The sequence below is a fragment of the Microbacterium thalli genome (assembly GCF_028737325.1).
Classification (GTDB): domain Bacteria; phylum Actinomycetota; class Actinomycetes; order Actinomycetales; family Microbacteriaceae; genus Microbacterium; species Microbacterium thalli.
Map to the genome: position 1 here is coordinate 84,097 of NZ_JAQZCH010000002.1, position 24,406 is coordinate 108,502.

Here is a 24,406-nt window from a genome sequence, read left to right on the forward strand (position 1 = left end):
GCCGGCGAGCTCGGTGCGGGACTGTGTGCCGGACTCCGTGTTGGTACGCGGCGGTAGGCTTCTGTGGTGACAGTTGCCGGGATCGTGCGCGCCCTTTCGCAGGCTGACTCCTTCCGGGCGGGGGTGACTTCCGGCGCCGTCGGCAGCGTCGACTACGCGCTCGTCGACGGGCTCGACGCTCCGCTGCTCGCAGCGCTCCTCGCCGAACGCGGCCGGAACCGGCGCCCGCCCGTCGTGCTCGCCATCACGCCGACCGGGCGCCGCGCCGAGACACTCGGAGCAGCGCTGCAGTGCTTGGTGCCCGAGGCCGCGGTGCTGCACTTCCCGGCCTGGGAGACGCTGCCGCACGAGCGACTGAGCCCGAGCCCCGAGACGGTCGGGCGCCGGCTCGACGTGCTGCGCCGGATCGAGTCTCATGACGGCTCGCACCCGCTGATCGTGACGTCCTCCGTGCGGGCGGCCCTTCAGCCGCTCGCCGCCGGCCTCACCGACGCCGAGCCGGTCGCCTTGGCTGTCGGCAGTCGCGGCGTCGACCTCGAGCGTGTCGTCCGCCGCCTCGTCGAGCTCGCCTACCACCGCGTCGACATGGTCTCGCGGCGTGGTGAGTTCGCGGTACGCGGCGGCATCCTCGACGTGTTCCCGGCCGCAGCGGATCACCCGCTGCGCATCGACTTCTTCGGTGACGAGGTCGATCAGATTCGCGCCTTCTCGATCGCCGACCAGCGTTCCTTGCCGGGCGAGGTCGGCGAGGCCGTTCTGCTGCCGGCCCGCGAGCTGCTGCTGACCCCCGCGGTCCGGGAACGGGCGGCGGGGATGGCGACGAGGTTCCCGAGCCTGACCGGCATGCTCGAGAAGATGTCGCAGGGTATCCCCGTCGAAGGAATGGAGTCCCTGCTGCCGACGCTCGCCGAGGGTGTCGTCCCGCTGGTCGATTACCTCCCGCGCGGAGCGGCTGTCGCGCTCGTCGATCCCGAGCGCTCCCGCACGCGCGCGGCGACGCTCGGCGACACGAACCGCGAGTTCCTCGAGGCGGCGTGGAGTGCCGCCACCGCCGGGGCCGACAGCCCCGTCGATCTCGGAGCCGGCGACTTCCTGACCCTGCCGGCCCTGCGCGACGCCGTCCGCGAGCGCGACGGCGTCTGGTGGGGCCTGAGCGCGTTCGACTCCGGCGCCGCGGATGCCGCGGAGGAAGGACTCGCCGACTCCGACGGTTCCGACCTGCGGATCACCGGAACCCCCGTCCCGTCGTTCCAGGGCAATGTCGAGGGTGCGACGGCCCACATCGGTCGGTTGCTCGCCGACGGGTGGCGCGTGCTCGTCTGCGCCAGCGGCACGGGTCTCGTCGACCGGGCACGCGACGTGCTGGCCGAGCGGGGCATCGCAGCGCGCACGAGCGACGATGTCGGCGAGATCGGCGACGAGCCGGTCGCCATCTGCGTCGTGGCTTCGCTGGAGCGCGGGTTCGAATCCGCCGAGGCGCGCCTCGCCGTCCTGACCGAGAGCGAGTTCTACGGGCGCACCATCGGCGGGGACGGGCGCGTCGTGAAGAAGCTCGCCTCGCGCCGTCGGAACGTCGTCGACCCGCTGCAGTTGAAGCCGGGCGACGTCGTCGTCCATGCCACCCACGGCATCGGCAAGTTCGTCGAGCTCGTGCAGCGCGAGGTCTCGAGCGGCGGTCGGAACGCCGTCAAGACGCAGCGGGAGTACCTCGTGCTGGAGTACGCCCCGGCCAAGCGCGGGTACCCCGGCGACAAGCTGTTCGTGCCGACCGACCAGCTCGACCAGCTGTCGCGCTACGTCGGCGGCGAGGCGCCCGTCCTGTCGAAGATGGGCGGCAGCGACTGGGCCGCGGCCAAGGGGAAGGCGCGCAAGGCCGTCCGCGACATCGCGGTCGAGCTCGTGAAGCTCTACTCGGCGCGCATGGCGTCGAAGGGCCATGCCTTCGGGCCCGACACGCCCTGGCAGCGCGAGCTCGAAGAGGCGTTCCCGTTCGCCGAGACTCCCGACCAGCTGCAGACGATCGACGAGATCAAGGCCGACATGGAGAAGCCGATCCCGATGGACCGGCTGCTCTCGGGCGACGTCGGGTTCGGTAAGACCGAGGTCGCGGTGCGTGCGGCATTCAAGGCGATCCAGGAGGGCAAGCAGGTCGCCATGCTCGTGCCGACCACACTGCTGGCCAAGCAGCACCTCGAGACCTTCAGCGAGCGGTTCGCCGGCTTCCCGGTGAAGGTGCGTCCCCTGTCGCGGTTCCAGACGGCGAAGCAGGCACGGGAGACTCTCGACGGCCTCGCAGACGGCACGGTCGACATGGTGATCGGCACGCACCGGATCCTCACCGAGCAGGTCATGTTCAAGGACCTCGGGCTGATGATCATCGACGAGGAGCAGCGCTTCGGCGTCGAGCACAAGGACGCGCTCAAGAAGCTCAAGACCGGCGTCGACATCCTCGCGATGAGTGCGACCCCGATCCCGCGCACGCTCGAGATGGCGGTGACCGGCATCCGCGAGATGTCGACGCTCGCGACACCGCCGGAGGAGCGGCATCCGATCCTCACGTACGTGGGGCCGCGCAGCGACAAGCAGATCGCGGCGGCGATCCGTCGCGAGCTGCTGCGCGAGGGGCAGGTGTTCTTCGTGCACAACCGCGTCCAGTCCATCCAGCGCGTCGCCGCCCAGATCGGCGAGCTCGTGCCCGAGGCCCGCGTCGCCGTGGCGCACGGACAGATGGGGGAGCACCAGCTCGAGCAGGTCGTCGACGACTTCTGGGAGAGACGCGCCGACGTCCTCGTGTGCACGACGATCGTCGAGACCGGCCTCGACATCTCGAACGCGAACACGATCATCATCGATCGCGCCGACAAGTACGGGCTCAGCCAGCTGCACCAGCTGCGCGGCCGCGTCGGTCGCGCCCGGGAGCGCGCGTACGCGTACTTCCTGTACGACGAGAACAAGCCGCTCAGCGAGACGGCGGCCGACCGGCTCGAGACGATCGCGGTCAACAACGACCTGGGCTCGGGCATGCAGGTGGCGTTGAAGGACCTCGAGCTGCGCGGCGCGGGCAACCTGCTCGGCGCCGAGCAGGCGGGACACATCGCCGGCGTCGGGTTCGACCTGTACCTGCGGATGATCGGCGAGGCGGTCTCGACGTTCCGCGGCGAAGAGGTCGACGGCCCCGCCGAGCTGCGGCTCGAGCTGCCGGTCGCCGCGCGGATCCCGGAGGACTACATCGACAGCGAACGTCTGCGGCTCGAGGCGTATCAGAAGCTCTCCGCGGCTGCGGCCGTCAGCGCGAAGGACGACGCGGTCGACCTCGTCATCGACGAGCTGACCGACCGGTACGGCCGGCCCCCGGCGGAGGTCGAGGGCCTGCTCACCGTCGCCCGCCTGCGCCGCCGCGCCGCGCAGGCCGGTTTGACCGACGTCGTCGCGATGGGAACGAACCTCCGCGTCGCACCGGCACGGCTGCCCGAGTCGATGCGCATCCGCTTGCAGCGGCTGTACCCCAAGGCGAAGCTGCTTGCCGGAGGCGAGGCACTGGTCGTTCCGCTGCCGACCGCGGGCGGCGCGCCGCTGAACGATGCCGACCTGATCGCGTGGACGGGGCAGCTCCTCGAGCAGCTCTTCCCGATCCCGGCTGCGGGAGCCGCCTCGGCCGGCACCACCGCGACGGCGGCATCCGCGGGGTGAGCCGCGCGCGGGTCGGCGCGCGGACGCTGCCGGCCCGCGCGGACCGCGGTCGCTACAGCGTGATCTCGCCCGTCGCGAGCAGGACGATCGCCGCGACCGCACCGGCGACCGCGAGGGCGAAGACCCCCCACTCGACCGGGGTGAACACGCGCTCGCGTGCGCGTCGGCGCGCAAAGGCGTAGAGCGCCGTACCGGGGACGATGATCAGCAGCGACAGCAGCAGGTAGTGCGTGCCCGCGGCCACGAGGAGGAAGGCCGTGTACGCCGTCGCCACGGCGGCGACGATCAGGTCGCGGATCCGCGCCGGGTCGCGCCGTCCGTACGTCTCGCCGGTCGCCGTGAGCTTGAGGGCGTAGGCCGCCGAGAGGACGAAGGGGATCAGCACCAGCACGCTCGTGAGGTCGAGGGCCACCGAGAAGGCGTTCTCGGCGAAGAGGACGACCACGAGGAGCACCTGCACGAGCACGGTCGAGAGCATGAGGGCGCCCACGGGGGTGTCCTCGTCGTTCGTGCGCGCGAGGAAGCGGGGAAGATCGCCCGAGCGAGCCGCTTCGAGAAGCACCTCCGCCGCCATGAGCGTCCACGTCAGGTAGGCGCCGAGCACCGCGACGATGAGCGACACCCCGATGACGACCGCCCCGACCGGACCGATGATGGTCTCCAGCACGCCGCCGAGCGAGGGCTCGGGCAGCGCGGCGATCTGCTCCCGCGGCAGGACGCCGTACGACACGATCGTCACGGACGCGAACACCGCGAGCACGCTCAGGAACCCGAGCAGGGTCGCCCGTCCGACGTCGCGGCGCGAGCGGGCGTGGCGCGAGTTCACGCTCGCGCCCTCGATCCCGATGAACACGAACACCGTCACGAGCATCGTGGCTCGCACCTGGTCCCACAGCGGCGCGCCCGCGGGCCCCGTCCAGTTCTCGACGAACACGGCCGGGTCGAACACGGTCAGACACAGGACGACGAACAGCACGATCGGCAACGTCTTCGCGATGCTCACCACGCGGTTCACGGCGGCGGCCGCACGGACGCCGCGGCGGATGAGGATGAAGAACAGCCAGAGCCCGGCGGACGACAACGCCACGGCGGCGATCGTGTCGCCCGCGCCCAGCGCCGGGAAGACGGCGCCCAGCGTCGAGGTGATGAACACCCAGTAGAAGACGTTGCCGGCGCACGCGCTCGCCCAATAGCCGAACGCGGAGAAGTACCCCAGGTACCGTCCGAACCCGGCGCGCGCGTAGCTGTACACGCCGGCGTCGAGGTCGGGTCGGCGGTTGGCGAGCAGCTGAAACGCGAACGCCAGCGTCAGCATGCCACCGCCAGCGATCGCCCAGGCGATGAGCGTCCCGGCGACACCCGTCTCGGCCGCGAAGCCCGCCGGCAGCGAGAACACCCCGGCGCCGACCATCGAGCCCACGACGAACGTCGAGAGCGTGAGCATCGACACCGTTGCGGGACGGTGGGCGACGGGGACCGAGGGCGTCACGGGATCGGTAGGCACGGGGTGCAAGCCTAGCCCGGCACCGCCGCACCGCCGATCCCGGCTCGGGTCACCCGGTGTTCTGGAGCCCCGCCGCGACGCCGTTGACGGTGAGCAGCAGCAGACGCTGCCATTCGGGCGGCGTCTCGGCGTCGGGTGCGGTGGAGCGCAGCACGCGCAGCGCCCGCAGCTGGAGCAGCGACAGCGCGTCGACGTAGGGGCTGCGCATCTTCACCGCGCGCTGGAGCACCGGCTTGTTCGCGAGCAGCCCGTCGCCACCGGCGATCCGCACCACCCAGTCGCGCGTGAGCAGCATCTCGTCGAGCACGAGGTCGGCGAGATCCGAGCGATCCGCCAGGGCGAGGTGTCGCCGGGCCATTCGGGGATCGGCCTTCGCGAGGCTCATCGCGACATTGTCGATCACGGTGCGCAGCAGCGGCCATTGCTCATAGGCCTCGCGCAGCAGAGCCTCGTCGCCGACGGCTTCGAGCGCGGTGCCGAGGCCGAACCAGCCGGCGAGGTTGATGCGGGCCTGCGTCCAGGCGAACACCCAGGGGATCGCGCGCAGGTCCTCGAGCGATTCGACCGACAGGCCACGGCGTGCCGGGCGGGAGCCGAGCGCGAGCAGGCCGATCTCCTCCATCGGGGTCACGGCGGCGAACCAGGGCGCGAATCCGGGCGCCTTGACGAGCGAGAAGAAGCGTTCGCGCGAGGCGGTGTCCATCGTCGCGGCGACATCCGCGTAGCGCTCGGCGGCGCGGCTGTTGCGCTCCTCGATCGAGGGGGCCGAGGCCAGCAGCACCGCCGCGGCGACCTGGTCGATGTGACGCAGGGCGATGTCGGGGTCGCCGTAGCGGGCGAAGATGACCTCGCCCTGTTCGGTGAGCTTGAAGCGGCCGTCGACCGAGTGCGGCGGCTGCGCGAGGATCGCGGAGTTCGCGGGCCCGCCGCCGCGGCCCAGCGCGCCGCCACGACCGTGGAAGAGCGTGAGCTCGATCCGCTGCTCCTGCGCCCAGGCGGCGATGCGCGCCTGCGCCTCGTACAGCGCGAGGTTCGCCGCGACCGGCCCGACGTCCTTCGACGAGTCGGAGTAGCCGAGCATCACTTCGAGACGCCGATCGGTCGCCTCGAGCCGGGCCGCGAAAGCCGGGTGCTCGACGATCTCGGCGAGGATCTCGGGAGCCGCCTGCAGGTCGGCGAACGTCTCGAACAGCGGGATGACGTCGAGGACGGGCGGTGTGCCCTCGGGGCCGACCGCGTGCCGCGCGAGCGCGTGTACCGTGGCGAGGTCGTCGGCGGAACGGGTGAACGAGACGATGTAGCGTCCCGCCGCACGCGGGCCGAAGCGCTTCTGGATCTGCGAGATGGTGCGGAAGACCTCGAGCACCTCGGTGGCGAGCTCGCTGAGCTCACCGCCGGCCTCGCACTCGGCGAGCACCTTCGCGTGGACGGCGGAGTGCTGGCGGACCTCGAGCTCGGCGAGATGGAAACCGAACGTCTCGACGGCCCACACGAGCTGCTGCAGCGCGCCGAAGGCCTGGCGTGCCGCGCCAGCGAGTTCGAGGGACTGCTGCACGACGCGCAGATCCGCGAGGAACTCCTCGGGATCCGCGTACGCCAGGTCGGCGTCGCGCAGGCGGGTCGCGCGCACCCGTCGCGAGAGCAGCATCATGACGCGTTTGTGGTGCTCGCCCGGAGCGCGCTTGACGGCGTTCGCGGCACCGTCCTCGTCCGCCGCGGCGAGGCGGTCCCAGAGCGAACGCAGCGCGGCGCTGGGGGGAGTGGTCTCGCCCGAGAGCGTGAGGCCGCGGCCGACGCGCTCGGTGCCGCGCTCGAGGCCGAGCAGGACGTGCTCCGAGGCGATCGCGGCCGCCTTCTTCGTCACGGACGCGGTGACGAACGGGTTGCCGTCGCGATCGCCGCCGACCCACGTCCCGAGTCGAACGAAGGGCGCGACGACGGGTGCACGGCTGCCGGCCGCATCCCCCTGCAGCGCGTCGTCGAGGCGTCGGTAGACGAGCGGGACGGTCGTGTAGAGCGTGTCGTCGAACACCGCCATGACCGCACGCACCTCGTCGGTGGGGGTCGGCTTCTCCGCGCGCAGCGGGGACGTCCGCCACAGCGTGTCGATCTCCTCGAGCATCCGGCGGCGAGCGCGACGGTGCTCGGCGCCCCCGGCGATCGCGCTCTCGAGAGTCTCGAGCAGCGTCACGAGCCGGCGGATGCTCTCCGAGACGGCACGGCGGCGGGCCTCGGTCGGGTGCGCGGTGAACACGGGGTGGAAGCGCATCTCGCGCAGACGCCGCGTCGCCTCGTCCTCGCCGACCTCCGCGGCGAGCTGAGCGTACGCCGCGGGGATCGAATCGCCCGCGCTGTCCTGACCGGAGATGCCGGCGCGCTCGCGCAGCAGGCGCACCCGCTGGTGCTCCTCGGCGAGGTTGACGAGGTGGAAGTACACGGTGAAGGCCCGCGCGACCTCATCGGCTCGCGACACCGTGAAGGACTCGGCGATCGCGGCGGCCCGCTCGAACGCCTCCGGTGAGTCGTCGGTGTAGGCCTGGATCGTCGCGCCGCGCAGACGCTCGACGTCATCGAAAAGGCCGGGCGAGCCGCTCTCGCGCAGCACTTGGCCCAGCATCGAGCCGAGCATGCGTACGTCGGCGCGCATCGCCTCGGGGATCTCCTGCTCGGCCTCGTATCGGCCGACGAGATCGATCGCTTCGGTTCGGGTCAGCTCGCGCATGCCTCCAAAGTAATGGCACCGGAGCCGCCCCCTCGACACGGCCTGTCACACGATGCCTCCGACCACGCACGCGAGGGCGACTAGCCTGGGACCGCCCGTCCGAAGGAGTCCGCATGTCCGACCCGCTGCGCGAGGCCGCCGAGACGATGCGCGCCGTGCGCGACGGCTGCGTCTGGACCGCTCAGATGACGCACCGCGAGCTGGTGCCCTACCTCGTCGAGGAGTCGGCCGAGGTCGTCGATGCCGTCGAGGCCGGCACGGCGGCCGATCTCCGCGAGGAGCTCGGCGATCTGTTGTGGCAGGTGCTGTTCCATGCCGAGATCGCCTCGCGGTCCAGCGACGAGCCGTTCGACATCGACGACGTCGCGCGGGGGCTGACCGAGAAGATGGTCCGTCGCCACCCGCACGTGTTCGCGGGCGAGACCGCGGAGACCCCCGACGAGGTCCTCGTCCTGTGGAATGCGGCGAAGGCCGCGGAGAAGCGGGAGCGCCGGAGCGTGCTCGACGGCGTGTCTGCGCACATGCCGCCGCTCGCTCACGCGCAGAAGGTGCTCGGTCGTGCCCGGCGCGTCGGTGTCGGCCCCGTCGTGCCGGCGCCCGTCGGCGGCGACATCCGGTCCGAGGCCGACCTGGGCGATGCGCTGCTCGCGCTCGTGGCGCTGGCGGGTGAGCGAGGGTGGGACGCGGAGCGGGCACTGCGCGAGCGGGTGCGTGCCGTCGCTGCCGACGTCCGACGTGCCGAAGCGGAGTCCGGCGACCTGGAAGAATAGGTCGGTGGCCACCGTGAACCCGCCGCGCGGCATGCGCGACTTCCTCCCCGCCGACAAGGCCCGCCGCGAGCGCGTGCTCTCCGTCATCCGCGAGCGCTACCGCGCGCACGGCTTCGACGAGATCGAGACGCCGGTGATGGAGGAGTACGGCCGGCTGCACGCCGGGATCGGCGGCGACAACGAGAAGCTCGCCTACAACGTGCTCGCGCGCGGCCTCGACGCCGACGGCATCCGTGCGGCGGCGGAGGACCCGTCCGCCCTCACCGACCTCGGCCTGCGCTACGACCTGACCGTGCCGCTCGCCCGGTTCTACGCATCGCACCGTGCCGAGCTGCCGACGGTCTTCCGTGCCATTCAGATCGCGCCCGTGTGGCGGGCGGAGCGACCGCAGAAGGGCCGTTATCGGCAGTTCGTGCAGTGCGACATCGACATCATCGGCGACTCCAGCGCTCGCGCCGAGGCCGAACTGATGACCGCGAGCCTCGACGCGCTGGACGCGCTCGGCCTGACCGGCGGCTCCATCCGGATCAACGACCGTCGGGTCCTCGACGCGATGCTCGCGGCCTTCGGCTTCGCGGAGTCCGAGCGCCCGGGCGTGCTCATCACGATCGACAAGCTCGACAAGCTCGGACCCGACGGGGTCATCGCCGAGCTGCGAGACCGCGGTGCTTCGACCGAGGCGGCGGATGCATTCGCGGCATTCCTGCGGCGCCCCGTGACGGGTACCGCCGGGTTCGACGCCGACGGCATCCGGGCGCGGTTGCCCGAGGGCGTTGCCGACGAGGTCGTCGACCACCTCGTGGGCATCGGGCAGGCCGTGCGCACTGCACGGGGTGATGCGGCGGCGCCGCTCGTGTTCGACCCGTTCCTCGTGCGTGGCATGGGCTACTACACGGGGACGATCTTCGAGCTGGCCCATCCCTCGGTGTCGTACTCGCTGGGGGGCGGCGGTCGCTACGACGGGATGATCGGCCGGTTCCTCGGCTCCGACGTGCCGGCGGTCGGGTTCTCCCTGGGCTTCGAGCGCCTGGTCGACCTGCTCGCCGAGGATGCGGCACAGGGAGCGCATGCTGTCGTTCTCGTGCACGACCGCGACGTGCCGCTGCCCGAACTACTCGCCGCGAAGGCCCGGCTCGTGGCGGACGGCGCTCGCGTGAGGCTGGAGCAGCGGCCGAAGAACGTCAAGGCGATGCTCGAGCGCGCCGCGGCGGACGGCTACACCGGCTTCGTGTCGCTGCGCGCGGGCGAGGACGTCCCGACCCTCGAGCCCCGTCCCCTCGGCTCGTAAGGGCGGGCGACCGCGTTCGCCCGGCCGTGGGCTGAACGTCGGACGCTGTTCACCGACGCGTGTTGTGCTGGCGCCATGACAACGCCCACCGGCCGGATCGCAGCCGCCGTCGGCGGGGTCGCGCTGTCGTTCGGGGCCGTGGCGGTCGCCTCGCACAGTGTGCTCAGCCGTCAGGCCGCGATCGCCCGTGACCGCATCGGCAAACCGCTCGGCGAGGCGGCGGTAGACGCTGACCGCTTGTGGCGGCGCTCCTTCCAGGGCGAGCCGATCCGCCTGATCATGCTCGGAGACTCCCTCGCCGCGGGTCTGGGTGCCGAACGGCCCAAGGACACGCTCGGCGGCCGCCTCGCGAAAGGGCTCGCCCACCGCACGCACCGCCCCGTGCGGTTGCGCACCGGCGCGGTGGTCGGCGCCGAGTCCGCGACCCTCCGCCAGCAGATCGAGTCGCTCGGCGACGACGCGCGCGCCGACGTCGCGGTGATCGTCGTCGGCGGCAATGACGTGACCCACCGCGTGCCGGCCGCCCGCGCCGCCCGCAGCCTGGGGGATGCTGTCGCCATGCTGCGGTCGTACGGCTGCGCGGTCGTCGTCGGCACCTGTCCCGACCTCGGTGCGCTCCGACCGGTGCCGCAGCCGTTACGCAGTTTCGCGTCGCGGGCATCGCGTGCGCTGGCTGCGGCGCAGGAGTCAGCGGCGAGTGCAGCCGGCGCGCGGGTGGTGTCGCTGCGCAGGACGGTCGGGCCCGTCTTCGTCGACCGCCCCGACGAGATGTTCAGCCTCGACCGGTTCCATCCGAGCCCGCTGGGCTATCGGCGCACCGCGGACGCGCTGCTGCCGAGCGTGCTCGGCGCTGTGGACGAGTCGACCTCGGCTCGGATGCTGGCGCGAGCGGACGCCGTGCGGTTGGGTGGGGGCATGGCCGATCCCACTCCCGAGTCCTGGCGGCGCATCGACTCCTACTTGACGCATACCCTCGTCGAACCCGACGAGGCGCTCGCGGCAGCGGTGGCCGATCAGAACGCCGCCGGCCTGCCGGCGATCGAGGTGGCACCCCTCAGCGCGAAGCTCCTGCAGCTGCTGATCCGCATCAGCGGTGCGGCGAACGTGCTCGAGATCGGCACACTGGGCGGCTATTCCGCCATCGCGATGGCGCGTGCGCTGCCGCCGGGCGGGCGCCTGCTCTCGATCGAGGCCGAGCAGGACAACGCCGAGGTCGCGCGCCGCAACATCGAGCGAGCGGGGGTCGGCGACCGCGTCGAGGTGAGGGTCGGGCGGGCGGCCGAGGTGCTGCCGGACGTCGACGGCCCCTTCGATCTCGTGTTCATCGACGCCGACAAGGAATCGAACACGCTCTACCTCGAGCATGCGGCGCGTGTCGCGCGCGTCGGCGCGGTCGTCGTCGTCGACAACGTCGTGCGATCGGGCCGCGTGGCCGACCCGGCGACGGAGGACGAGCAGATCGCCGGCGTCCGCCGCGGCCTCGAGAAGCTGGCGCGCGACCCCCGTTTCGACGCGACCGCGCTGCAGACCCTCGACGCGAAGGGCTGGGACGGGCTCGCGATCGCGGTCCGTGTCGACCCCGAGACGCGATAGACCCGGCGCGACCGCTGGCGGCAGCCGCCGTCATCACTAGACTCAGAGTGGACCGACGACGCTCCACGACTCACCCTCCACAAGCAAGGAGTTCCCCTGTGGCACTGATCGAGGCTGTAGGCGCACGCGAGATTCTGGATTCGCGTGGCAACCCGACCGTCGAAGTGGAGGTGCTCCTCGACGACGGCATCGTCCAGCGCGCGGCCGTCCCCTCCGGCGCATCCACCGGCGCCTTCGAGGCGTACGAGCTCCGCGACGGCGACAAGAGCCGGTACAACGGCAAGGGCGTCCTGAAGGCCGTCAACGCCGTCATCGACGAGCTCGGCCCCGCGATCGAGGGCATCGACGCGAGCGAGCAGCGCATCATCGACGAGATCCTGATCGCGACCGACGGCACCGAGAACAAGTCGCGCACCGGCGCGAACGCCATCCTCGGCGTCTCGCTCGCCGTCGCCAAGGCCGCGGCCGACTCGGCCGACCTGCCGCTTTTCCGCTACCTCGGCGGCCCGAACGCGCACCTGCTGCCCGTTCCGCTGTTCAACGTCATCAACGGTGGCGAGCACGCCGACAACGGCATCGACATGCAGGAGTTCTTCCTCGCGCCGATCGGAGCGGAGAGCTTCAGCGAGTCGCTGCGCTGGGGCACCGAGGTCTACCACGTCCTCAAGGGCGAGCTGAAGGCCGCCGGCTACGCGACCGGCCTCGGCGACGAGGGCGGCTTCGCCCCCGACCTCCCCAGCAACCGCGAGGGCCTCGAGTTCCTCGTCAAGGCGATCGAGAAGGCCGGCTTCACGCCCGGCTCCGAGATCGCCCTGGGCCTCGACGTCGCCGCGACCGAGTTCTTCAACGACGGGGTCTACCGCCTCGACCAGAAGGACTGGAACGCCGAGCAGCTGACCGACTACTACGTCCAGCTCGTCAACGACTTCCCGATCGTCACGATCGAGGACGCCCTCGCCGAGGACGACTGGGAGAACTGGACCGCCCTCACCGAGAAGCTCGGTGACAAGGTGCAGCTCGTCGGCGACGACCTGTTCGTCACCAACCCGGCACGTCTGGCCGACGGCATCCGTCGCAAGGCTGCGAACTCGCTCCTGGTCAAGGTGAACCAGATCGGCACGCTGTCCGAGACGCTCGACGCGATCTCGGTCGCGCACCGCGCCGGCTACACCACGATGCTCTCGCACCGTTCGGGCGAGACCGAAGACACCACGATCGCCGACCTGGCCGTCGCGGTGAACGCGGGTCAGATCAAGAGCGGCGCGCCCGCTCGCTCGGAGCGCGTCGCGAAGTACAATCAGCTTCTGCGCATCGAAGAAGAGCTGGGTGACGCCGCGGAGTTCATCGGCCGTGCCGCGTTCCCGCGATTCCAGGGCTGATCTGCGCTGAATTCTGACGAGAGGGGGAGCCGTGGTCAAGACGACGGCTCCCTCTCCTCGTTCCCGGCGCGTCGACGTGCGCGCCTGGCTCGGCGGCATCCGGCTGTCGGGTTTCGCCTTCATCATGCTCGGGCTCGTCGTCCTCGCCGCCTGCGTGCTGGTGCCGTCGGTGAGCACCTATCTCGACCAGCGAGCTCAGATCGCGGCGCTGGAGGAGTCGGTCCGGGTCGGGCACGACGACATCGCCGCGCTCGAGACCGAGCGCGAGCAGTGGCGCGACCCCGCCTTCATCACCACCCAGGCGCGCGAGCGCCTGTACTACGTGCGGCCGGGTGAAGTCGTCTACCTCATCGACGACGATCTTCCCGCTGCCGCCATCCCCGACGACCCGGCGACCGTGTCGGGCGACGTCGAACGCACCCGCACCGACTGGATGTCGCAGTTCGTGCGATCGCTGGTGACCAGCGGCAGCGCCCGGACGGCCGACGCCGGTCCCTGACCGGGCGGGCGCGAGGCGCGGACGGTAGCCTGGGGGAGTGAATGCCGCTCTGACGCCCGCGACCGACGCCGACCTCGAGGTCATGCGGGAGCAGCTGGGGCGGCCCATGCGCGGCGTCGTCGGCGTCGCTGCGCGCTGCGTCTGCGGCAATCCGACCGTCGTGGCCACCGAGCCGCGGCTTCCCGACGGCTCGCCGTTCCCGACGTTCTACTACCTCACTCACCCGGCAGCCACGGCCGCGATGTCGGTGCTCGAGGCCACGCACGTGATGCGCGAGCTCAGCGACCTCCTCGCGGCGGATGAAGACATCGCGGCGTCCTACCGTGCCGCGCACGAGGCCTACCTGTCCGACCGGGCCGCCTACGGCGAGGTCGACGAGATCGCCGGGATCTCGGCCGGCGGGATGCCGTCGCGCGTGAAGTGCCTGCACGCGCTGGCCGGCCATGCGCTCGCGGCCGGACCGGGGGTCAACCCGATCGGCGACCTCGCGCTCGCGCGGTCCAGCTGGTCGCCCGAGCGGTGCGCCTGCGCGAACCCGCGGGTGGCCGCGTGACGCGGCGCAGTCTGCGCTTCGTCCGCGCTGTCGTGGTGGGCATACTCGTGATCGCGACGGCGTCGGCCGGCGCGGTCGCCCCGCCGCCCCCGGATCCGGCGCGGCAAGCGGAGTACTGGCTGGACGACTACGGCATCCGCACGGCGTGGCAGACCACGCGCGGCGCGGGCACGACCATCGCCGTGATCGACACGGGCATCGGGCGCGGGCCCGCCGAGTTCGAGGGAGCGGTGTCGGCCGGCGCCGACTTCTCGGGTGCGGGCAGTGCCGACGGGCGCACACCGGTGGGTGGCGACGACGGCAACCACGGCAGCTGGGTCGCCTCGTTGGCCGCGAGCCGCGGCACGGGACCCGACGCCGGCATGATCGGTGTCGCCCCCGAGGCGAACCTGCTCTCGCTGTCGATCGGCTTCGGCGGGGTGTCCGACATCCCGTTCGCGACGCAGGTCGCCGACGCCATGATCTGGGCGGTCGACCACGGCGCCGACGTCATCAACCTGTCGTTCACCACGAATCTGCTCGAATGGGATCCCTCGTGGGACGAGGCGTTCACCTACGCCTACGAGAACGACGTCGTCGTCGTCGTGGCGGCGGGCAACCGGGGGACGGGCACGGATCGCGTGGGCGCGCCCGCGACGATCCCGGGTGTGCTCACCGTCGGCGGCGTCGACCGTCAGGGGGTCGCCAGCCAGGAAGCCTCGACGCAGGGCATCACGATCGGTATCTCGGCGCCGAGTGAGGAACTGCTCGGCGTCTCGGCCGATGGTCGGGTCGTCGTGTGGGACGGTACGAGCGGGGCCGCCCCGATCGTCGCGGGCGTCGCCGCACTCGTCCGGTCCGCGCATCCGGGGCTCGACGCCAACAACGTCATCAACCGCATCATCCAGACCGCTCGTCCCGTGCCGGGCGTGACCGCGAAGCCCGACCCGCTGTACGGATACGGACTCCTGGATGCCGCTGCGGCGGTGGCCGCGGCCGTGCCCGCGGTGTCCGCGAACCCGATGGGCGACCTCGCGGAATGGATCCGCATCTACCGCCGCGCGGAGCAGGAGCCGGCGCCGGCTCCCACGAGCACGCCGGTCGCTCTGCCCGAGCTGCCGGCAGCCGATTCCCCGTCCGGCCCGCCCCCGCCGTTCCTGCCCAGCATCGACACGCTCGTGTACGGCACCGTGCCGCTCTTGGGGGCCACGGTGGTGGCTATACTGGTGGCGCTCGGCGTCACTGCAGCTGTCCGGCGCATCCGATCGGCCCGCGCCTCGCGCTAGCCGAGCCCCTGATCAAGGAGTTCTTCCGACGTGACCACTTCCGTGCCCCAAATCCTCGTCGTCGGCGGCGGCTACGCCGGCTTCTACACCGCGTGGAAGCTCGAGAAGCACCTGCGCAAGGGCGAGGCCGAGGTGACGATCGTCGACCCGCTGCCGTACATGACGTACCAGCCCTTCCTGCCCGAGGTCGCCGCGGGTGAGATCGAGGGACGCCACGTCGTCGTCGGACTGCGCCGCCACCTCAAGCGCACCACGGTCGTCAACGCCAAGGTCACCAAGATCGACCACGCCACCAAGACGGCGACGATCACCCCGACCGACGGTGCGCCGTGGGAGCACCGGTACGACCAGATCGTCGTCACGGCCGGCGCGGTCTCGCGCACCTTCCCGATCCCCGGCATCGCCGACAACGCGATCGGCCTGAAGACGGTCGAAGAGGCGATGGCGATCCGCGACCGCATCCTCACCAACTTCGACCGCGCCGCGAACCTCCCCGCCGGACCCGAGCGCGACCGTCTGCTCACGGTCGTCGTCGTCGGTGGTGGCTTCGCCGGCATCGAGGTGTTCGCCGAGCTGCGCGCGATGGCCTCGTCGCTGCTGAAGGACTACCCGCAGCTGCGGTTCGAGGACACGCACTTCCACCTCATCGAGGCCATGGGCCGCATCATGCCGGAGGTCTCGCTCGAGACGAGCCAGTGGGTGCTGAAGGAGCTCGCGAAGAAGGGTGCCAACGTGCACCTCGACACGCAGGTGCAGGGTGCCGAGGGCGGCAACGTCGCCCTGTCGACGGGTGAGGTCATCCCCAGCGATGTCATCATCTGGACCGCCGGCGTCATGGCCAACCCCACCGTCGTGCGGGGCAGCGACCTGCCGGTCGAGGAGCGCGGTCGCATCCGTACCCGTGCCGACCTGCGCGTCGGTACGCCCGAGGAGATCGTCGAGGGCGCGTGGGCGGCCGGCGACATCTCGGCCGTTCCCGACCTCACGGGCGGCGGCGTCGGCGGCTATTGCGTGCCGAACGCCCAGCACGCGGTCCGCCAGGCGAAGCTCCTCGCGAAGAACCTCGTCGCGGTCCTCCGCGGCGAGACCCCTCGCGAGTACGTGCACAAGAACCTCGGCGCCGTTGCCGGCCTCGGGCTCGGCAGCGGTGTCTTCCAGTCGGGCAAGATCGCGATCAAGGGCTTCCCGGCCTGGGTCGCGCACCGTGGCTACCACGGCCTGGCGATGCCGTCGTGGGAGCGCAAGTGGCGCGTCGTCGGCGACTGGTGGATGAACTTCTGGCTCGGCCGCGACAACGTCTCGCTGCAGGCGAGCCTGACGCCGCGTGCGACGTTCGAGCAGTTCGCGGCCCGTCCGCGTCCGGCGGCGCCCGAGCAGGCCAACCCGCAGCCCCCGATCGACCCGAAGAGCGTCGCGAAGGACGAGGGTCCTGCTGCGGTCGCCCCGGCCGAGAAGGACAACAAGGTCTCGTCGAACAGCTGAGTCCGTCACGACGAAGCCCCTGCGCCGTGGTACCGGGGGCTTCGTCGTGTCCGGGGGAGGGTGCGAGGAGCTCGGGTGCAGGATCGGTGCCGGTAACGTGGAGCGCGGCCCCCGTAGCCCAATGGCAGAGGCAGGCGACTTAAAATCGCTTCAGTCTGGGTTCGAGTCCCAGCGGGGGCACTCGCCGCCCGCGCGACGCGCGTGAACGCCACGATGGCCCACGACGGCCGCGACACTTCCGATGACGACGGCGATGCCGGTGATCTGGAGGGGCGTCAGGGTTTCGCGAGCGAGGGTGAGCCCGAGGAGGACGGCGACGACCGGGCTCAGGAGGCCGAGGAACGCCGGAAGCCGCGCGGGAAGCGACCGTAGTCCGCGGAACCACAGGACGTAGGCGATCGCCGTGCCGATCATCGACAGGTACGCGTAGGCCGCGAGGTGTGTCGCGTTCAGGGGAACCGTCGGCGCCGGCTCGACGATCGCCGCGAGAAGAGCGAGCAGGATGCCGCCCGCCATCAGCTGCCAGGCGGTGAGTGCGAGCGGGGGCACCCCTCCACCCCATCGCTTCGTCAAGACGGTCCCGACGGCCATGGACAGGGCGCCGACGAGCGCCGCGGTGACGCCCAGCGGGTCGAGGTCGACGCCCCCGGGAGCCACGATCAGGGCGACCCCGAGCGCGCCGGCGACCCCGGCCCCGATCGCGACGGGAGTGAGTCGCTCCGAGAGCAGGAGCGAGGCCAGAACGGTCACGACGAGCGGTTGGATGCCGCCGACGACAGCCGCCACCCCGCCGGGCAGGCGGTCGGCGGCGATGAACAGGCACGCGAAGAACACCGTGATGTTCAACGCGCCGAGGAGCCCGGATCGCCACCACCACGGGCCCGAGGGCAGGCGGCGCGCGAGCGCGAGCAGCATGAGGCCGGCGGGCAGCGCGCGTACGGCGGCGGTGAGGAGCGGGTGGCCGGGAGGCAGGAAGGTCGTCGCGGTCAGGTAGGTGGTTCCCCAGGCGATGGGGGCCAGCGCGGTGGTGAGCACGAGCGCTCTCGTATTGCTAAGCACTTAGTGAGTATAGCGAAGTGCTTAGCGAGTAGCATCGAGAGCATGGACCCGGTGGATCGCATCCTCGCGCAATGGGCGCGCGAGAAGCCCGAGCTCGACGTCAGCCCTATGGCGGTGATCGGCCGGCTCGCACGAGCGGCGGCATCCGTGGACGCCCGACTGGCGGCGACGTTCACGCAACACGGTATCGATGCCGCGACGTTCGACGTCCTGGCGACGCTGACGCGGCAGGGGAGTCCGTACGAGTTGACACCGGCCCAGCTCGCGTCGGAGGCGATGATCACATCGAGTGCCGTGGCGCAGCGGCTCAATCGCCTCGAGTCGCTGGGCTACGTCAGTCGGCATCCCGATCCCGCAGACGGTCGGGGCAAGATCGTGCGCCTGTCGGCATCGGGACGGGAGATCGTCGAGCGCGTCCTGCCGGACCACCTGAGGACGGAGCGCGAGGTGCTGTCGCCGCTCGGTGACGACGATCGCACGGTGCTCGCGGAGCTGCTGTCGCGTCTGGTCCTCGGACGCTCCGATGTCGACGGCGAGCTGCGCTGACCGCACGTCCGCGACAGAGTCGGGCGTGCTCGACCGACGCTCGATGGGGATGCGCTGCGAGTCGGTTCCGTGTTCCAGGGCCGTCGCGAGGCGCCGACTAGACTGATCGCGGAGAAGGGGGACTTGCTATGGAGTGGCTGATCCCGGTCATCGTCGTTGTCGCCGTCGTCGCGGTCGTCGGCATCTACCTGTGGGCGACCTACAACTCGCTCGTCGCGCTGAACGTGCGGGTGGATGAGGCGTGGAGCGACATCACGGTGCAGCTGAAGCGCCGCGCGGATCTGCTGCCCAACCTCATCGACACCGTGCGCGGGTACGCCGCGCACGAGAAGGCCGTGTTCGAGAACGTCACCCGTGCCCGGGCCGAGACGCTGTCGGCCTCCAGCCCCGCCGAGGCGGGCGTCGCCGAGGGTCATCTGCAGCAGGCTCTGAAGTCGCTCTTCGCCGTCGCCGAGGCGTACCCGCAACTGCAGGCGAGCCAGAACTTCCTGCAACTGCAGCAGGCCATCGTCGACACCGAGGACAAGATCCAGGCGTCGCGCCGCTTCTACAACGGCGGGGTGCGCGAACTCAACACCAAGATCAAGGTGTTCCCCAATAACCTCTTCGCTCGCAGCCTGGGCTTCAGCGAGCGCGAGTTCTTCGAGGTCGAGGGCGGAGCGGCCATCGCCGAGCCGCCGCGCGTGCAGTTCTGAGCGGCGCCTCGACGTCGGGCCCGCGGGACCGGACGCCCAGGTGAGCGGTTCTAGACTGGCGGGATGAGCGACGACAAGGCGGGGCGATCGTTCTTCGACGCTCTTCGCACACGCACCGTTGCCACCGAGACTTCGACCGGGATCCCGCGCGGTCTGCGGCTGGCGACGGCCTACGCGTGGCGGCTGCTGGTCGTGGCGGCGGCCGTCGGTGTCGCCATCTGGATCGTCATGCAGCTGAAGCTGCTGGTCATCCCGCTGCTGATCGCCATCCTGCTCGCGGCGCTGCTCTGGCCCGCCTGCCAGTGGATGCTCGACCATCGCTTCCCGCGGTGGGCGGCCATCGTGGTGAGCGTCCTGGCGACGCTCGCCGTCATCTCGGGACTGCTCGGGCTGGCGATCTGGCAGATCACCCAGCAGTCGGGGTCGGTGCGTGAACGGACCATCGAGGCGGTGGAGCAGCTCCGGCAGTACCTCATCGACGGTCCGCTCGACCTGACCTCGGCCGAGATCGACGATCTGCTCGTGCAGGGCTGGTCGTTCCTCGAGCAGCAGGCCTCCCTGCTGTGGACGGGAGCACTCGCGATCGGGTCGACCGTGGGACACGTCGTCACCGGCGCCCTGCTGGTGCTGTTCATCCTCCTGTGCCTGCTGGCCGACGGCGGCCGGATCTGGCGCTGGGTCGTGCGGCTGTTCCCGCGGCAGGCGCGTCCCGCCGTCGACGGGGCCGGCCACACGGGCTGGCGCACCGTCGTCACCTACGCGCGCACGCAGCTGCTCGTCGCGACGATCGACGCCACGGGCATCGGCCTCGGGGCGCTGTTCCTGGGGGTGCCGCTCGCGGCACCGATCGCCGTGCTCGTGTTCCTCGGGGCGTTCATCCCGTTCGTGGGCGCCGTCGTGACCGGGGCTCTCGCCGTCTTCCTCGCGCTGGTCTACAACGGCCCGTGGATCGCCCTGTGGATGCTCATCGTCGTGCTCGGTGTGCAGCAGGTCGAGGGACACATCCTGCAACCGCTGCTCATGGGGTCGGCCGTCAAGGTCCATCCCCTCGCCGTCGTCATCGTCGTCGCCGGCGGTGCGATGATCGCCGGCATCCCCGGTGCCCTGTTCGCCGTGCCGATCGCCGCCTTCGTCAACGTCGTCGTGCTCTACATCTCGCGACGATCGTGGGAGACGGGTGCGGTGCCCCTGCCCGACGAGATGATCTGGAGCACCGTGCCCCGAGACCGGAGGAAGAACGCATGACCGGACCCACCCCGGCCGACCTCGAGGACGCCGCGGAGGTCCTGCGCGGCGTCGTCACCTGCACGCCGATGGAGTACTCCGAGCACCTCTCCGACCTGCTCGGCGTGCCCGTGCACCTCAAGCTCGAGAACCTGCAGCGCACCGGTTCGTTCAAGATCCGCGGCGCGACGTACCGGCTGTCGCGGCTGACCGCCGAGGAGCGCGCGCGGGGCGTGGTGGCGGCGTCCGCCGGAAACCACGCCCAGGGCGTTGCCCTCGCCGCCCAGAAACTCGGGATCCCGGCCACCATCTTCATGCCTCTCGGGGTGCCCGTGCCGAAGCTGCTCGCGACCCGCGGATACGGCGCCGATGTCGTGCTCGAGGGAGCCACGGTGGAGACGCCGCTGCGCCTCGCCGCGGAGTTCGCCGAGCGCACCGGCGCCGTGCTCATCCACCCGTTCGACCACCCCGACGTCATCACCGGCCAGGGCACGCTCGGGCTGGAGGTCGTCGACCAGGTGCCGGATATCGAGACGCTCGTCATCCCCATCGGTGGCGGCGGGCTCATCGCCGGTGTCGCCGCAGCCGTCAAGACCCGGGCGGCGGCCGCCGGGCGGACCGTCCGCGTGATCGGCGTCCAGGCGGCCAACGCCGCGGCCTACCCTTCGTCGCTCGCGGCCGGTGAGCCGCTCTCCGTCGTGACGACCCCGACGATCGCGGACGGCATCGCGGTCGGACGCCCCGGGGATGAGCCGTTCCGGATCATCCGCGAGCTCGTCGACGAGGTCGTGACGGTCTCGGACGACGACATCGCGCGGGCGCTGCTCGTGCTGCTCGAGCGCGCCAAGCAGGTCGTCGAGCCGGCCGGGGCGGCCGGGGTGGCGGCCATCGTCGCCGGAAAGGTGCACGCGAGCGGGCCGACCGTCGCGGTGCTCTCGGGCGGGAACATCGACCCGCTCCTGCTGCAGCGCGTCGTGGCGCACGGGCTCGCGGCATCCGGTCGATACATGACCCTGCAGATCCCGCTACCGGATCGGCCCGGGCAGCTCGCGCGGGTCTCCGACCTGTTGTCGGTCGCCGGCGCCAACGTGATCGAGGTGCTGCACACACGTCACGGTCAGGGGCTGCAGATCAGCGAGGTGATCCTCCAGCTGAGCGTCGAGACGCGCGGGCAGGAGCACCGCGCGCAGGTCATCACGATCCTCGAGGATGCCGGCTTCGCGCCGACCGTCGTCTCGGATTGACGACCGTCGACGCGAAGCGCGGGCTCACTGACCCGAGTAGGTCTCGACCTTGACGATCTCGACGCTGATGTCGCGACCGTTCGGGGCGGTGTAGGAGGTCTTGTCGCCCTCCTTGAGCCCGAGGATGGCCGCGCCCAGGGGCGAGGCCTCGCTGTAGACATCGAGCTCGGAGCCGGCCGCGATCTCGCGGCTGCCGAGCAGGAAGACCTCTTCGCCGCCGGCCACGAGCGCGGTGACGACGGTGCCCGAGAGAACGGTGCCGTCCGATTCGGGGGCCTCGCCGACGGTGGCATCCTTCAGGAGCTGCTGCAGGGTGCGGATGCGCGCCTCCTGCTTGCCCTGCTCGTCCTTGGCCGCGTGATAGCCGCCGTTCTCCTTCAGGTCGCCCTCTTCGCGAGCGGCCTCGATGCGCTTGGCGATCTCCTCGCGGCCGGTCGTCGACAGGTGCTCGAGCTCGGCGACGAGACGATCGTAGGCATCCTGGGTGAGGAAGGTGACGGGAGCGTCATTCGACATGGGGTCTCCTTGCACTGGCGCGGCATCGGCCGCCTATGGCGAACGCCCCGGCATCGGGCCGGGGCGCACAAGAAAGACCCAGACTACGGGATCCAGCAGGACGTGACCAAACCGTTGGTCGCCAGGGCGACCGTGGGGATCGTCTCGGTGAAGGCGCGTCGCAGCCCGGCGTCGGCGGGGTACTCCACGACCCGCCAGCCGACGACGCCGTGCTCGGTGTCCTGTGCCTCGAGCGCGCACGCGAGCGGTTTGTCGGCGGCACCGCTGACCTGGAACGACACCACGACCTCGTGCTCGTCGACGACCTCGAAGCCGGTCGCGTCGGTGTCGACCGAGCCGAGGGCGCCGCTGACGGTCGTCCACGCGACCAAGGCGAGCAGTCCGGCTCCGATGACCCCCGCGATCGCGATCGCGACGCGTCGGGACCGTCGCTCCCGCGTGCGACCGTAGCGCTGGTCGAGCTTGGACTGCGTGGACATGGCGTCGGTCTCCGGGACGGTATTCGCGGGATTAGGCTGGAGGTTCCAGGCTAAGCGCTTCGGGCGCGGATCGAGGAACTGATGCACTCCCTCCTGTGGCTCACGTCGGCGGCGACTCCGATACCCGAGATCACGGTCGACCCGACCTCGGTCACCCCGGGACCGTGGGGGTTCGGCGCGATCGTCGTGCTGACGATCGCCGTCGTCCTGCTTCTGCTCGACATGCTCCGCCGCGTCCGACGCGGTCGGTACCGCGCCGAGGTGCGGGAGCAGCTCGACGAGGAGGAGCTGGCCTCCGACCGGCGCGGAGACGACGAGCCCCGCTGATCAGCCGCCGTGGTAGGCCGGCGCCAGCGCGATGAGCAGGCTGGCGGTCCAGTGGCACAGGAACGCCAGGACCGTGCACACATGGAAAATCTCGTGGAAGCCGAAGTGGCCCGGCCACGGATTCGGCTTCTTGAGGGCGTAGACGATCGCGCCGCCGGTGTACAGCAGGCCGCCGATGACCACGAGCACCATCATCGCGGCGTTCGCCTGGAACAGCGGGACCATGTACATCACCGCGGCCCAGCCGAGCACGAGGTACAGCGCGACGTAGAGCCAGCGCGGCGCGTTGATCCAGAACACGCGGAAGAAGATGCCCGCGATCGCGCCACCCCAGACGAGGGTGAGCAACAGCACGGACTGGTCCGTCGGCAGGGCCAGCACCGCGAGCGGCGTGTACGTCCCCGCGATCAGCAGCAGGATGTTCGCGTGGTCGATGCGCTTGAGGATCGCCTTCGTCCGCGGCTGCCAGTCGAAGCGGTGGTACAGGGCCGAATTGCCGAAGAGCAGGAGGGATGTCGTCATGAACACCGCGCTCGCCCACTTCGCGGGCGTCCCCTCGGCCAGCATGATGAGCACGATGCCGGCGGCGATGGCGACTGGGAAGGTCGCCGCGTGGATCCAGCCGCGCCAGGTGGGGCGGAGCTCTACCTGAGCGCTGACGGCGGCGGCGTCGAGGAGCGGCAGCTGGGGCATCTCGGCGCCCTCGTCGGGTGCGGGTCGGTTCACACAACGAGCGTACGCCGGACCGTATGCCCACGTTCACATGGGGCTGGGAGGTAGCGTAGGGGAGTGGCTGCGAATCGGGGGAGAGGCCCCCTCTATCGACTGTATGCGTCCCGGCTGCGCCGGCATCTGACGCCCGAGGTCGTCCCGCACCACGTCGCCATGATGATCGACGGCAACCGTCGATGGGCGCGCCAAGCCGGATACCCGACGCCCGCAGAGGGCCACCGTGCGGGCGCGGCGAAGATGCACGAGTTCCTGCGGTGGTGCGACGAGCTCGGCATCCGGGTGGTCTCGCTCTACCTGCTCTCGCACGACAACCTCGCCAAGCGCGACTCGCGCGAGCTCGCCGACCTGCTCGAGATCATCGCGGAGCTGGCCGAGACGCTCGCGAGCGAGCCCGGGTGGCGTGTGCAGCATGTGGGGCGGGCGGCGCAGCTGCCCGAGGACCTGGCGCGGGTGCTGGCGAAGGCGCAGGAGAGCACGTCCGCGAACAGCGGTCTGCACGTCAACCTGGCGGTCGGCTACGGCGGACGCGGCGAGATCGTCGACGCCGTCCGCAGCATCATCGCCGCGCACCACGAACGGGGCGGCACGCTGGAGGAGCTCGCCGAGAGTCTGACGCCCGAGCAGATCGGCGAGCATCTGTACACCGGCGGCCAGGCCGACCCGGATCTGGTGATCCGCACGTCGGGCGAGCAGCGCCTGAGCGACTTCCTGCTCTGGCAGTCGGCGCACAGCGAGTTCTACTTCGTCGAGGCACTCGGCCCCGACCTGCGCGAGGTGGACTTCCTCCGCGCCATCCGCGACTTCGCCTCGCGCGATCGTCGCTACGGCAGCTGAACCGA

21 protein-coding genes, 1 tRNA gene and 1 pseudogene are annotated in these 24,406 nt (G+C 71.0%); 17 read left to right on the forward strand and 6 right to left on the reverse strand.

The window, feature by feature from the left end:
- The first annotated feature begins 66 nt into the window (after window positions 1–66).
- Window positions 67–3,690, forward strand: coding sequence for a transcription-repair coupling factor (gene mfd, locus PUW82_RS08235; protein ID WP_274221834.1), 3,624 nt, complete (start codon window positions 67–69; stop codon window positions 3,688–3,690).
- A gap of 52 nt (window positions 3,691–3,742) precedes the next feature.
- On the opposite strand, the gene PUW82_RS08240 is transcribed toward mfd, so the two are convergent.
- Both PUW82_RS08240 and PUW82_RS08245 read right to left on the reverse strand, forming a co-directional pair.
- Window positions 3,743–5,134, reverse strand: coding sequence for a basic amino acid/polyamine antiporter (locus tag PUW82_RS08240; protein ID WP_420792763.1), 1,392 nt, complete (start codon window positions 5,132–5,134; stop codon window positions 3,743–3,745).
- 109 nt (window positions 5,135–5,243) lie between these two features.
- The gene (locus PUW82_RS08245; RefSeq protein ID WP_274221836.1) at window positions 5,244–7,916 is read right to left on the reverse strand and encodes a phosphoenolpyruvate carboxylase; all 2,673 of its coding nucleotides are present in this window, start codon (window positions 7,914–7,916) and stop codon (window positions 5,244–5,246) included.
- Window positions 7,917–8,029: 113 nt separating this feature from the next.
- On the opposite strand from PUW82_RS08245, the gene PUW82_RS08250 reads away from it, so the two are divergent.
- The 10 genes and pseudogenes from PUW82_RS08250 to PUW82_RS08295 all read left to right on the forward strand — a co-directional run bounded on the left by PUW82_RS08250 (window position 8,030) and on the right by PUW82_RS08295 (window position 16,925).
- Window positions 8,030–8,686, forward strand: coding sequence for a nucleoside triphosphate pyrophosphohydrolase (locus PUW82_RS08250; protein WP_274221837.1), 657 nt, complete (start codon window positions 8,030–8,032; stop codon window positions 8,684–8,686).
- 31 nt (window positions 8,687–8,717) lie between these two features.
- Complete coding sequence (gene hisS, locus PUW82_RS08255; protein WP_274222927.1) at window positions 8,718–9,974, forward strand: histidine--tRNA ligase; 1,257 nt, start codon at window positions 8,718–8,720, stop codon at window positions 9,972–9,974.
- 279 nt (window positions 9,975–10,253) lie between these two features.
- Window positions 10,254–10,793, forward strand: a pseudogene (locus PUW82_RS08260) (SGNH/GDSL hydrolase family protein); the annotation flags it as partial.
- Between the two features lie 96 nt (window positions 10,794–10,889).
- Complete coding sequence (locus PUW82_RS08265; protein WP_274222928.1) at window positions 10,890–11,567, forward strand: O-methyltransferase; 678 nt, start codon at window positions 10,890–10,892, stop codon at window positions 11,565–11,567.
- 98 nt (window positions 11,568–11,665) lie between these two features.
- The gene (gene eno / locus PUW82_RS08270) at window positions 11,666–12,946 is read left to right on the forward strand and encodes a phosphopyruvate hydratase (RefSeq protein WP_274221838.1); all 1,281 of its coding nucleotides are present in this window, start codon (window positions 11,666–11,668) and stop codon (window positions 12,944–12,946) included.
- A 31-nt stretch (window positions 12,947–12,977) separates the two neighbouring features.
- Window positions 12,978–13,445, forward strand: a complete 468-nt coding sequence (locus PUW82_RS08275; RefSeq protein WP_274221839.1) for an FtsB family cell division protein — start codon at window positions 12,978–12,980, stop codon at window positions 13,443–13,445.
- A gap of 82 nt (window positions 13,446–13,527) precedes the next feature.
- Window positions 13,528–13,998, forward strand: coding sequence for a DUF501 domain-containing protein (locus PUW82_RS08280; protein ID WP_274222929.1), 471 nt, complete (start codon window positions 13,528–13,530; stop codon window positions 13,996–13,998).
- Complete coding sequence (locus PUW82_RS08285; RefSeq protein WP_274221840.1) at window positions 13,995–15,263, forward strand: S8 family serine peptidase; 1,269 nt, start codon at window positions 13,995–13,997, stop codon at window positions 15,261–15,263. The genes PUW82_RS08280 and PUW82_RS08285 overlap by 4 nt, the downstream gene beginning before the upstream one ends.
- A gap of 42 nt (window positions 15,264–15,305) precedes the next feature.
- On the forward strand, window positions 15,306–16,745 hold the full coding sequence (locus tag PUW82_RS08290) for an NAD(P)/FAD-dependent oxidoreductase (RefSeq protein WP_274222930.1): 1,440 nt from the start codon (window positions 15,306–15,308) through the stop codon (window positions 16,743–16,745).
- 107 nt (window positions 16,746–16,852) lie between these two features.
- Window positions 16,853–16,925: transfer RNA gene (locus PUW82_RS08295), tRNA-Leu, on the forward strand.
- On the opposite strand, the gene PUW82_RS08300 is transcribed toward PUW82_RS08295, so the two are convergent.
- On the reverse strand, window positions 16,896–17,804 hold the full coding sequence (locus PUW82_RS08300) for an EamA family transporter (protein WP_274221841.1): 909 nt from the start codon (window positions 17,802–17,804) through the stop codon (window positions 16,896–16,898). The two genes, PUW82_RS08295 and PUW82_RS08300, sit on opposite strands and share 30 nt — an antisense overlap.
- Window positions 17,805–17,846: 42 nt before the next feature.
- On the opposite strand from PUW82_RS08300, the gene PUW82_RS08305 reads away from it, so the two are divergent.
- From PUW82_RS08305 to ilvA, 4 genes are all read left to right on the forward strand, one after another.
- A complete protein-coding gene (locus PUW82_RS08305; RefSeq protein ID WP_274221842.1) occupies window positions 17,847–18,350 on the forward strand; it encodes a MarR family winged helix-turn-helix transcriptional regulator in 504 nt (167 codons plus the stop codon).
- A gap of 128 nt (window positions 18,351–18,478) precedes the next feature.
- Window positions 18,479–19,045, forward strand: coding sequence for a LemA family protein (locus PUW82_RS08310; protein WP_274221843.1), 567 nt, complete (start codon window positions 18,479–18,481; stop codon window positions 19,043–19,045).
- A gap of 63 nt (window positions 19,046–19,108) precedes the next feature.
- On the forward strand, window positions 19,109–20,290 hold the full coding sequence (locus PUW82_RS08315; protein ID WP_274221844.1) for an AI-2E family transporter: 1,182 nt from the start codon (window positions 19,109–19,111) through the stop codon (window positions 20,288–20,290).
- Window positions 20,287–21,513 (forward strand): threonine ammonia-lyase, encoded by a 1,227-nt coding sequence (gene ilvA / locus PUW82_RS08320; protein ID WP_274221845.1) that lies wholly within the window; start codon window positions 20,287–20,289, stop codon window positions 21,511–21,513. The genes PUW82_RS08315 and ilvA overlap by 4 nt, the downstream gene beginning before the upstream one ends.
- 24 nt (window positions 21,514–21,537) lie before the next feature.
- Here ilvA and greA read toward each other — a convergent pair whose 3' ends face one another.
- Window positions 21,538–22,029 (reverse strand): transcription elongation factor GreA, encoded by a 492-nt coding sequence (gene greA, locus PUW82_RS08325; RefSeq protein ID WP_210004072.1) that lies wholly within the window; start codon window positions 22,027–22,029, stop codon window positions 21,538–21,540.
- 83 nt (window positions 22,030–22,112) lie between these two features.
- Window positions 22,113–22,508 (reverse strand): DUF4307 domain-containing protein, encoded by a 396-nt coding sequence (locus PUW82_RS08330; protein WP_274221846.1) that lies wholly within the window; start codon window positions 22,506–22,508, stop codon window positions 22,113–22,115.
- Window positions 22,509–22,589: 81 nt separating this feature from the next.
- Between PUW82_RS08330 and PUW82_RS08335 the strand changes: the two genes are divergently transcribed.
- Window positions 22,590–22,835, forward strand: coding sequence for a hypothetical protein (locus PUW82_RS08335; protein WP_274221847.1), 246 nt, complete (start codon window positions 22,590–22,592; stop codon window positions 22,833–22,835).
- On the opposite strand, the gene trhA is transcribed toward PUW82_RS08335, so the two are convergent.
- Window positions 22,836–23,528: a PAQR family membrane homeostasis protein TrhA gene (gene trhA, locus PUW82_RS08340; protein WP_274222931.1), complete on the reverse strand. Its 693-nt coding sequence runs from the start codon at window positions 23,526–23,528 to the stop codon at window positions 22,836–22,838.
- Window positions 23,529–23,624: 96 nt separating this feature from the next.
- Here trhA and PUW82_RS08345 point away from each other — a divergent pair, with 96 nt between their 5' ends.
- Window positions 23,625–24,401 carry an isoprenyl transferase gene (locus PUW82_RS08345; RefSeq protein ID WP_274221848.1) on the forward strand — a complete coding sequence of 259 codons (777 nt, stop codon included), beginning with the start codon at window positions 23,625–23,627 and terminating at the stop codon, window positions 24,399–24,401.
- The last annotated feature ends 5 nt before the right edge of the window (window positions 24,402–24,406 follow it).

Bases quoted from the DNA above. Each gene is read 5' to 3' on its own strand.
- PUW82_RS08240 (WP_420792763.1), bottom strand. From the start codon at position 5,134: ATGCTCACGCTCTCGACGTTCGTCGTGGGCTCGATGGTCGGCGCCGGG.
- PUW82_RS08245 (WP_274221836.1), bottom strand. From the start codon at position 7,916: ATGCGCGAGCTGACCCGAACCGAAGCGATCGATCTCGTCGGCCGATAC.
- PUW82_RS08250 (WP_274221837.1), top strand. From the start codon at position 8,030: ATGTCCGACCCGCTGCGCGAGGCCGCCGAGACGATGCGCGCCGTGCGC.
- hisS (WP_274222927.1), top strand. From the start codon at position 8,718: ATGCGCGACTTCCTCCCCGCCGACAAGGCCCGCCGCGAGCGCGTGCTC.
- PUW82_RS08265 (WP_274222928.1), top strand. From the start codon at position 10,890: ATGGCCGATCCCACTCCCGAGTCCTGGCGGCGCATCGACTCCTACTTG.
- PUW82_RS08280 (WP_274222929.1), top strand. From the start codon at position 13,528: ATGCGGGAGCAGCTGGGGCGGCCCATGCGCGGCGTCGTCGGCGTCGCT.
- PUW82_RS08305 (WP_274221842.1), top strand. From the start codon at position 17,847: ATGGACCCGGTGGATCGCATCCTCGCGCAATGGGCGCGCGAGAAGCCC.
- PUW82_RS08310 (WP_274221843.1), top strand. From the start codon at position 18,479: ATGGAGTGGCTGATCCCGGTCATCGTCGTTGTCGCCGTCGTCGCGGTC.
- PUW82_RS08315 (WP_274221844.1), top strand. From the start codon at position 19,109: ATGAGCGACGACAAGGCGGGGCGATCGTTCTTCGACGCTCTTCGCACA.
- ilvA (WP_274221845.1), top strand. From the start codon at position 20,287: ATGACCGGACCCACCCCGGCCGACCTCGAGGACGCCGCGGAGGTCCTG.
- greA (WP_210004072.1), bottom strand. From the start codon at position 22,029: ATGTCGAATGACGCTCCCGTCACCTTCCTCACCCAGGATGCCTACGAT.
- PUW82_RS08330 (WP_274221846.1), bottom strand. From the start codon at position 22,508: ATGTCCACGCAGTCCAAGCTCGACCAGCGCTACGGTCGCACGCGGGAG.
- PUW82_RS08335 (WP_274221847.1), top strand. From the start codon at position 22,590: ATGCACTCCCTCCTGTGGCTCACGTCGGCGGCGACTCCGATACCCGAG.
- trhA (WP_274222931.1), bottom strand. From the start codon at position 23,528: ATGCCCCAGCTGCCGCTCCTCGACGCCGCCGCCGTCAGCGCTCAGGTA.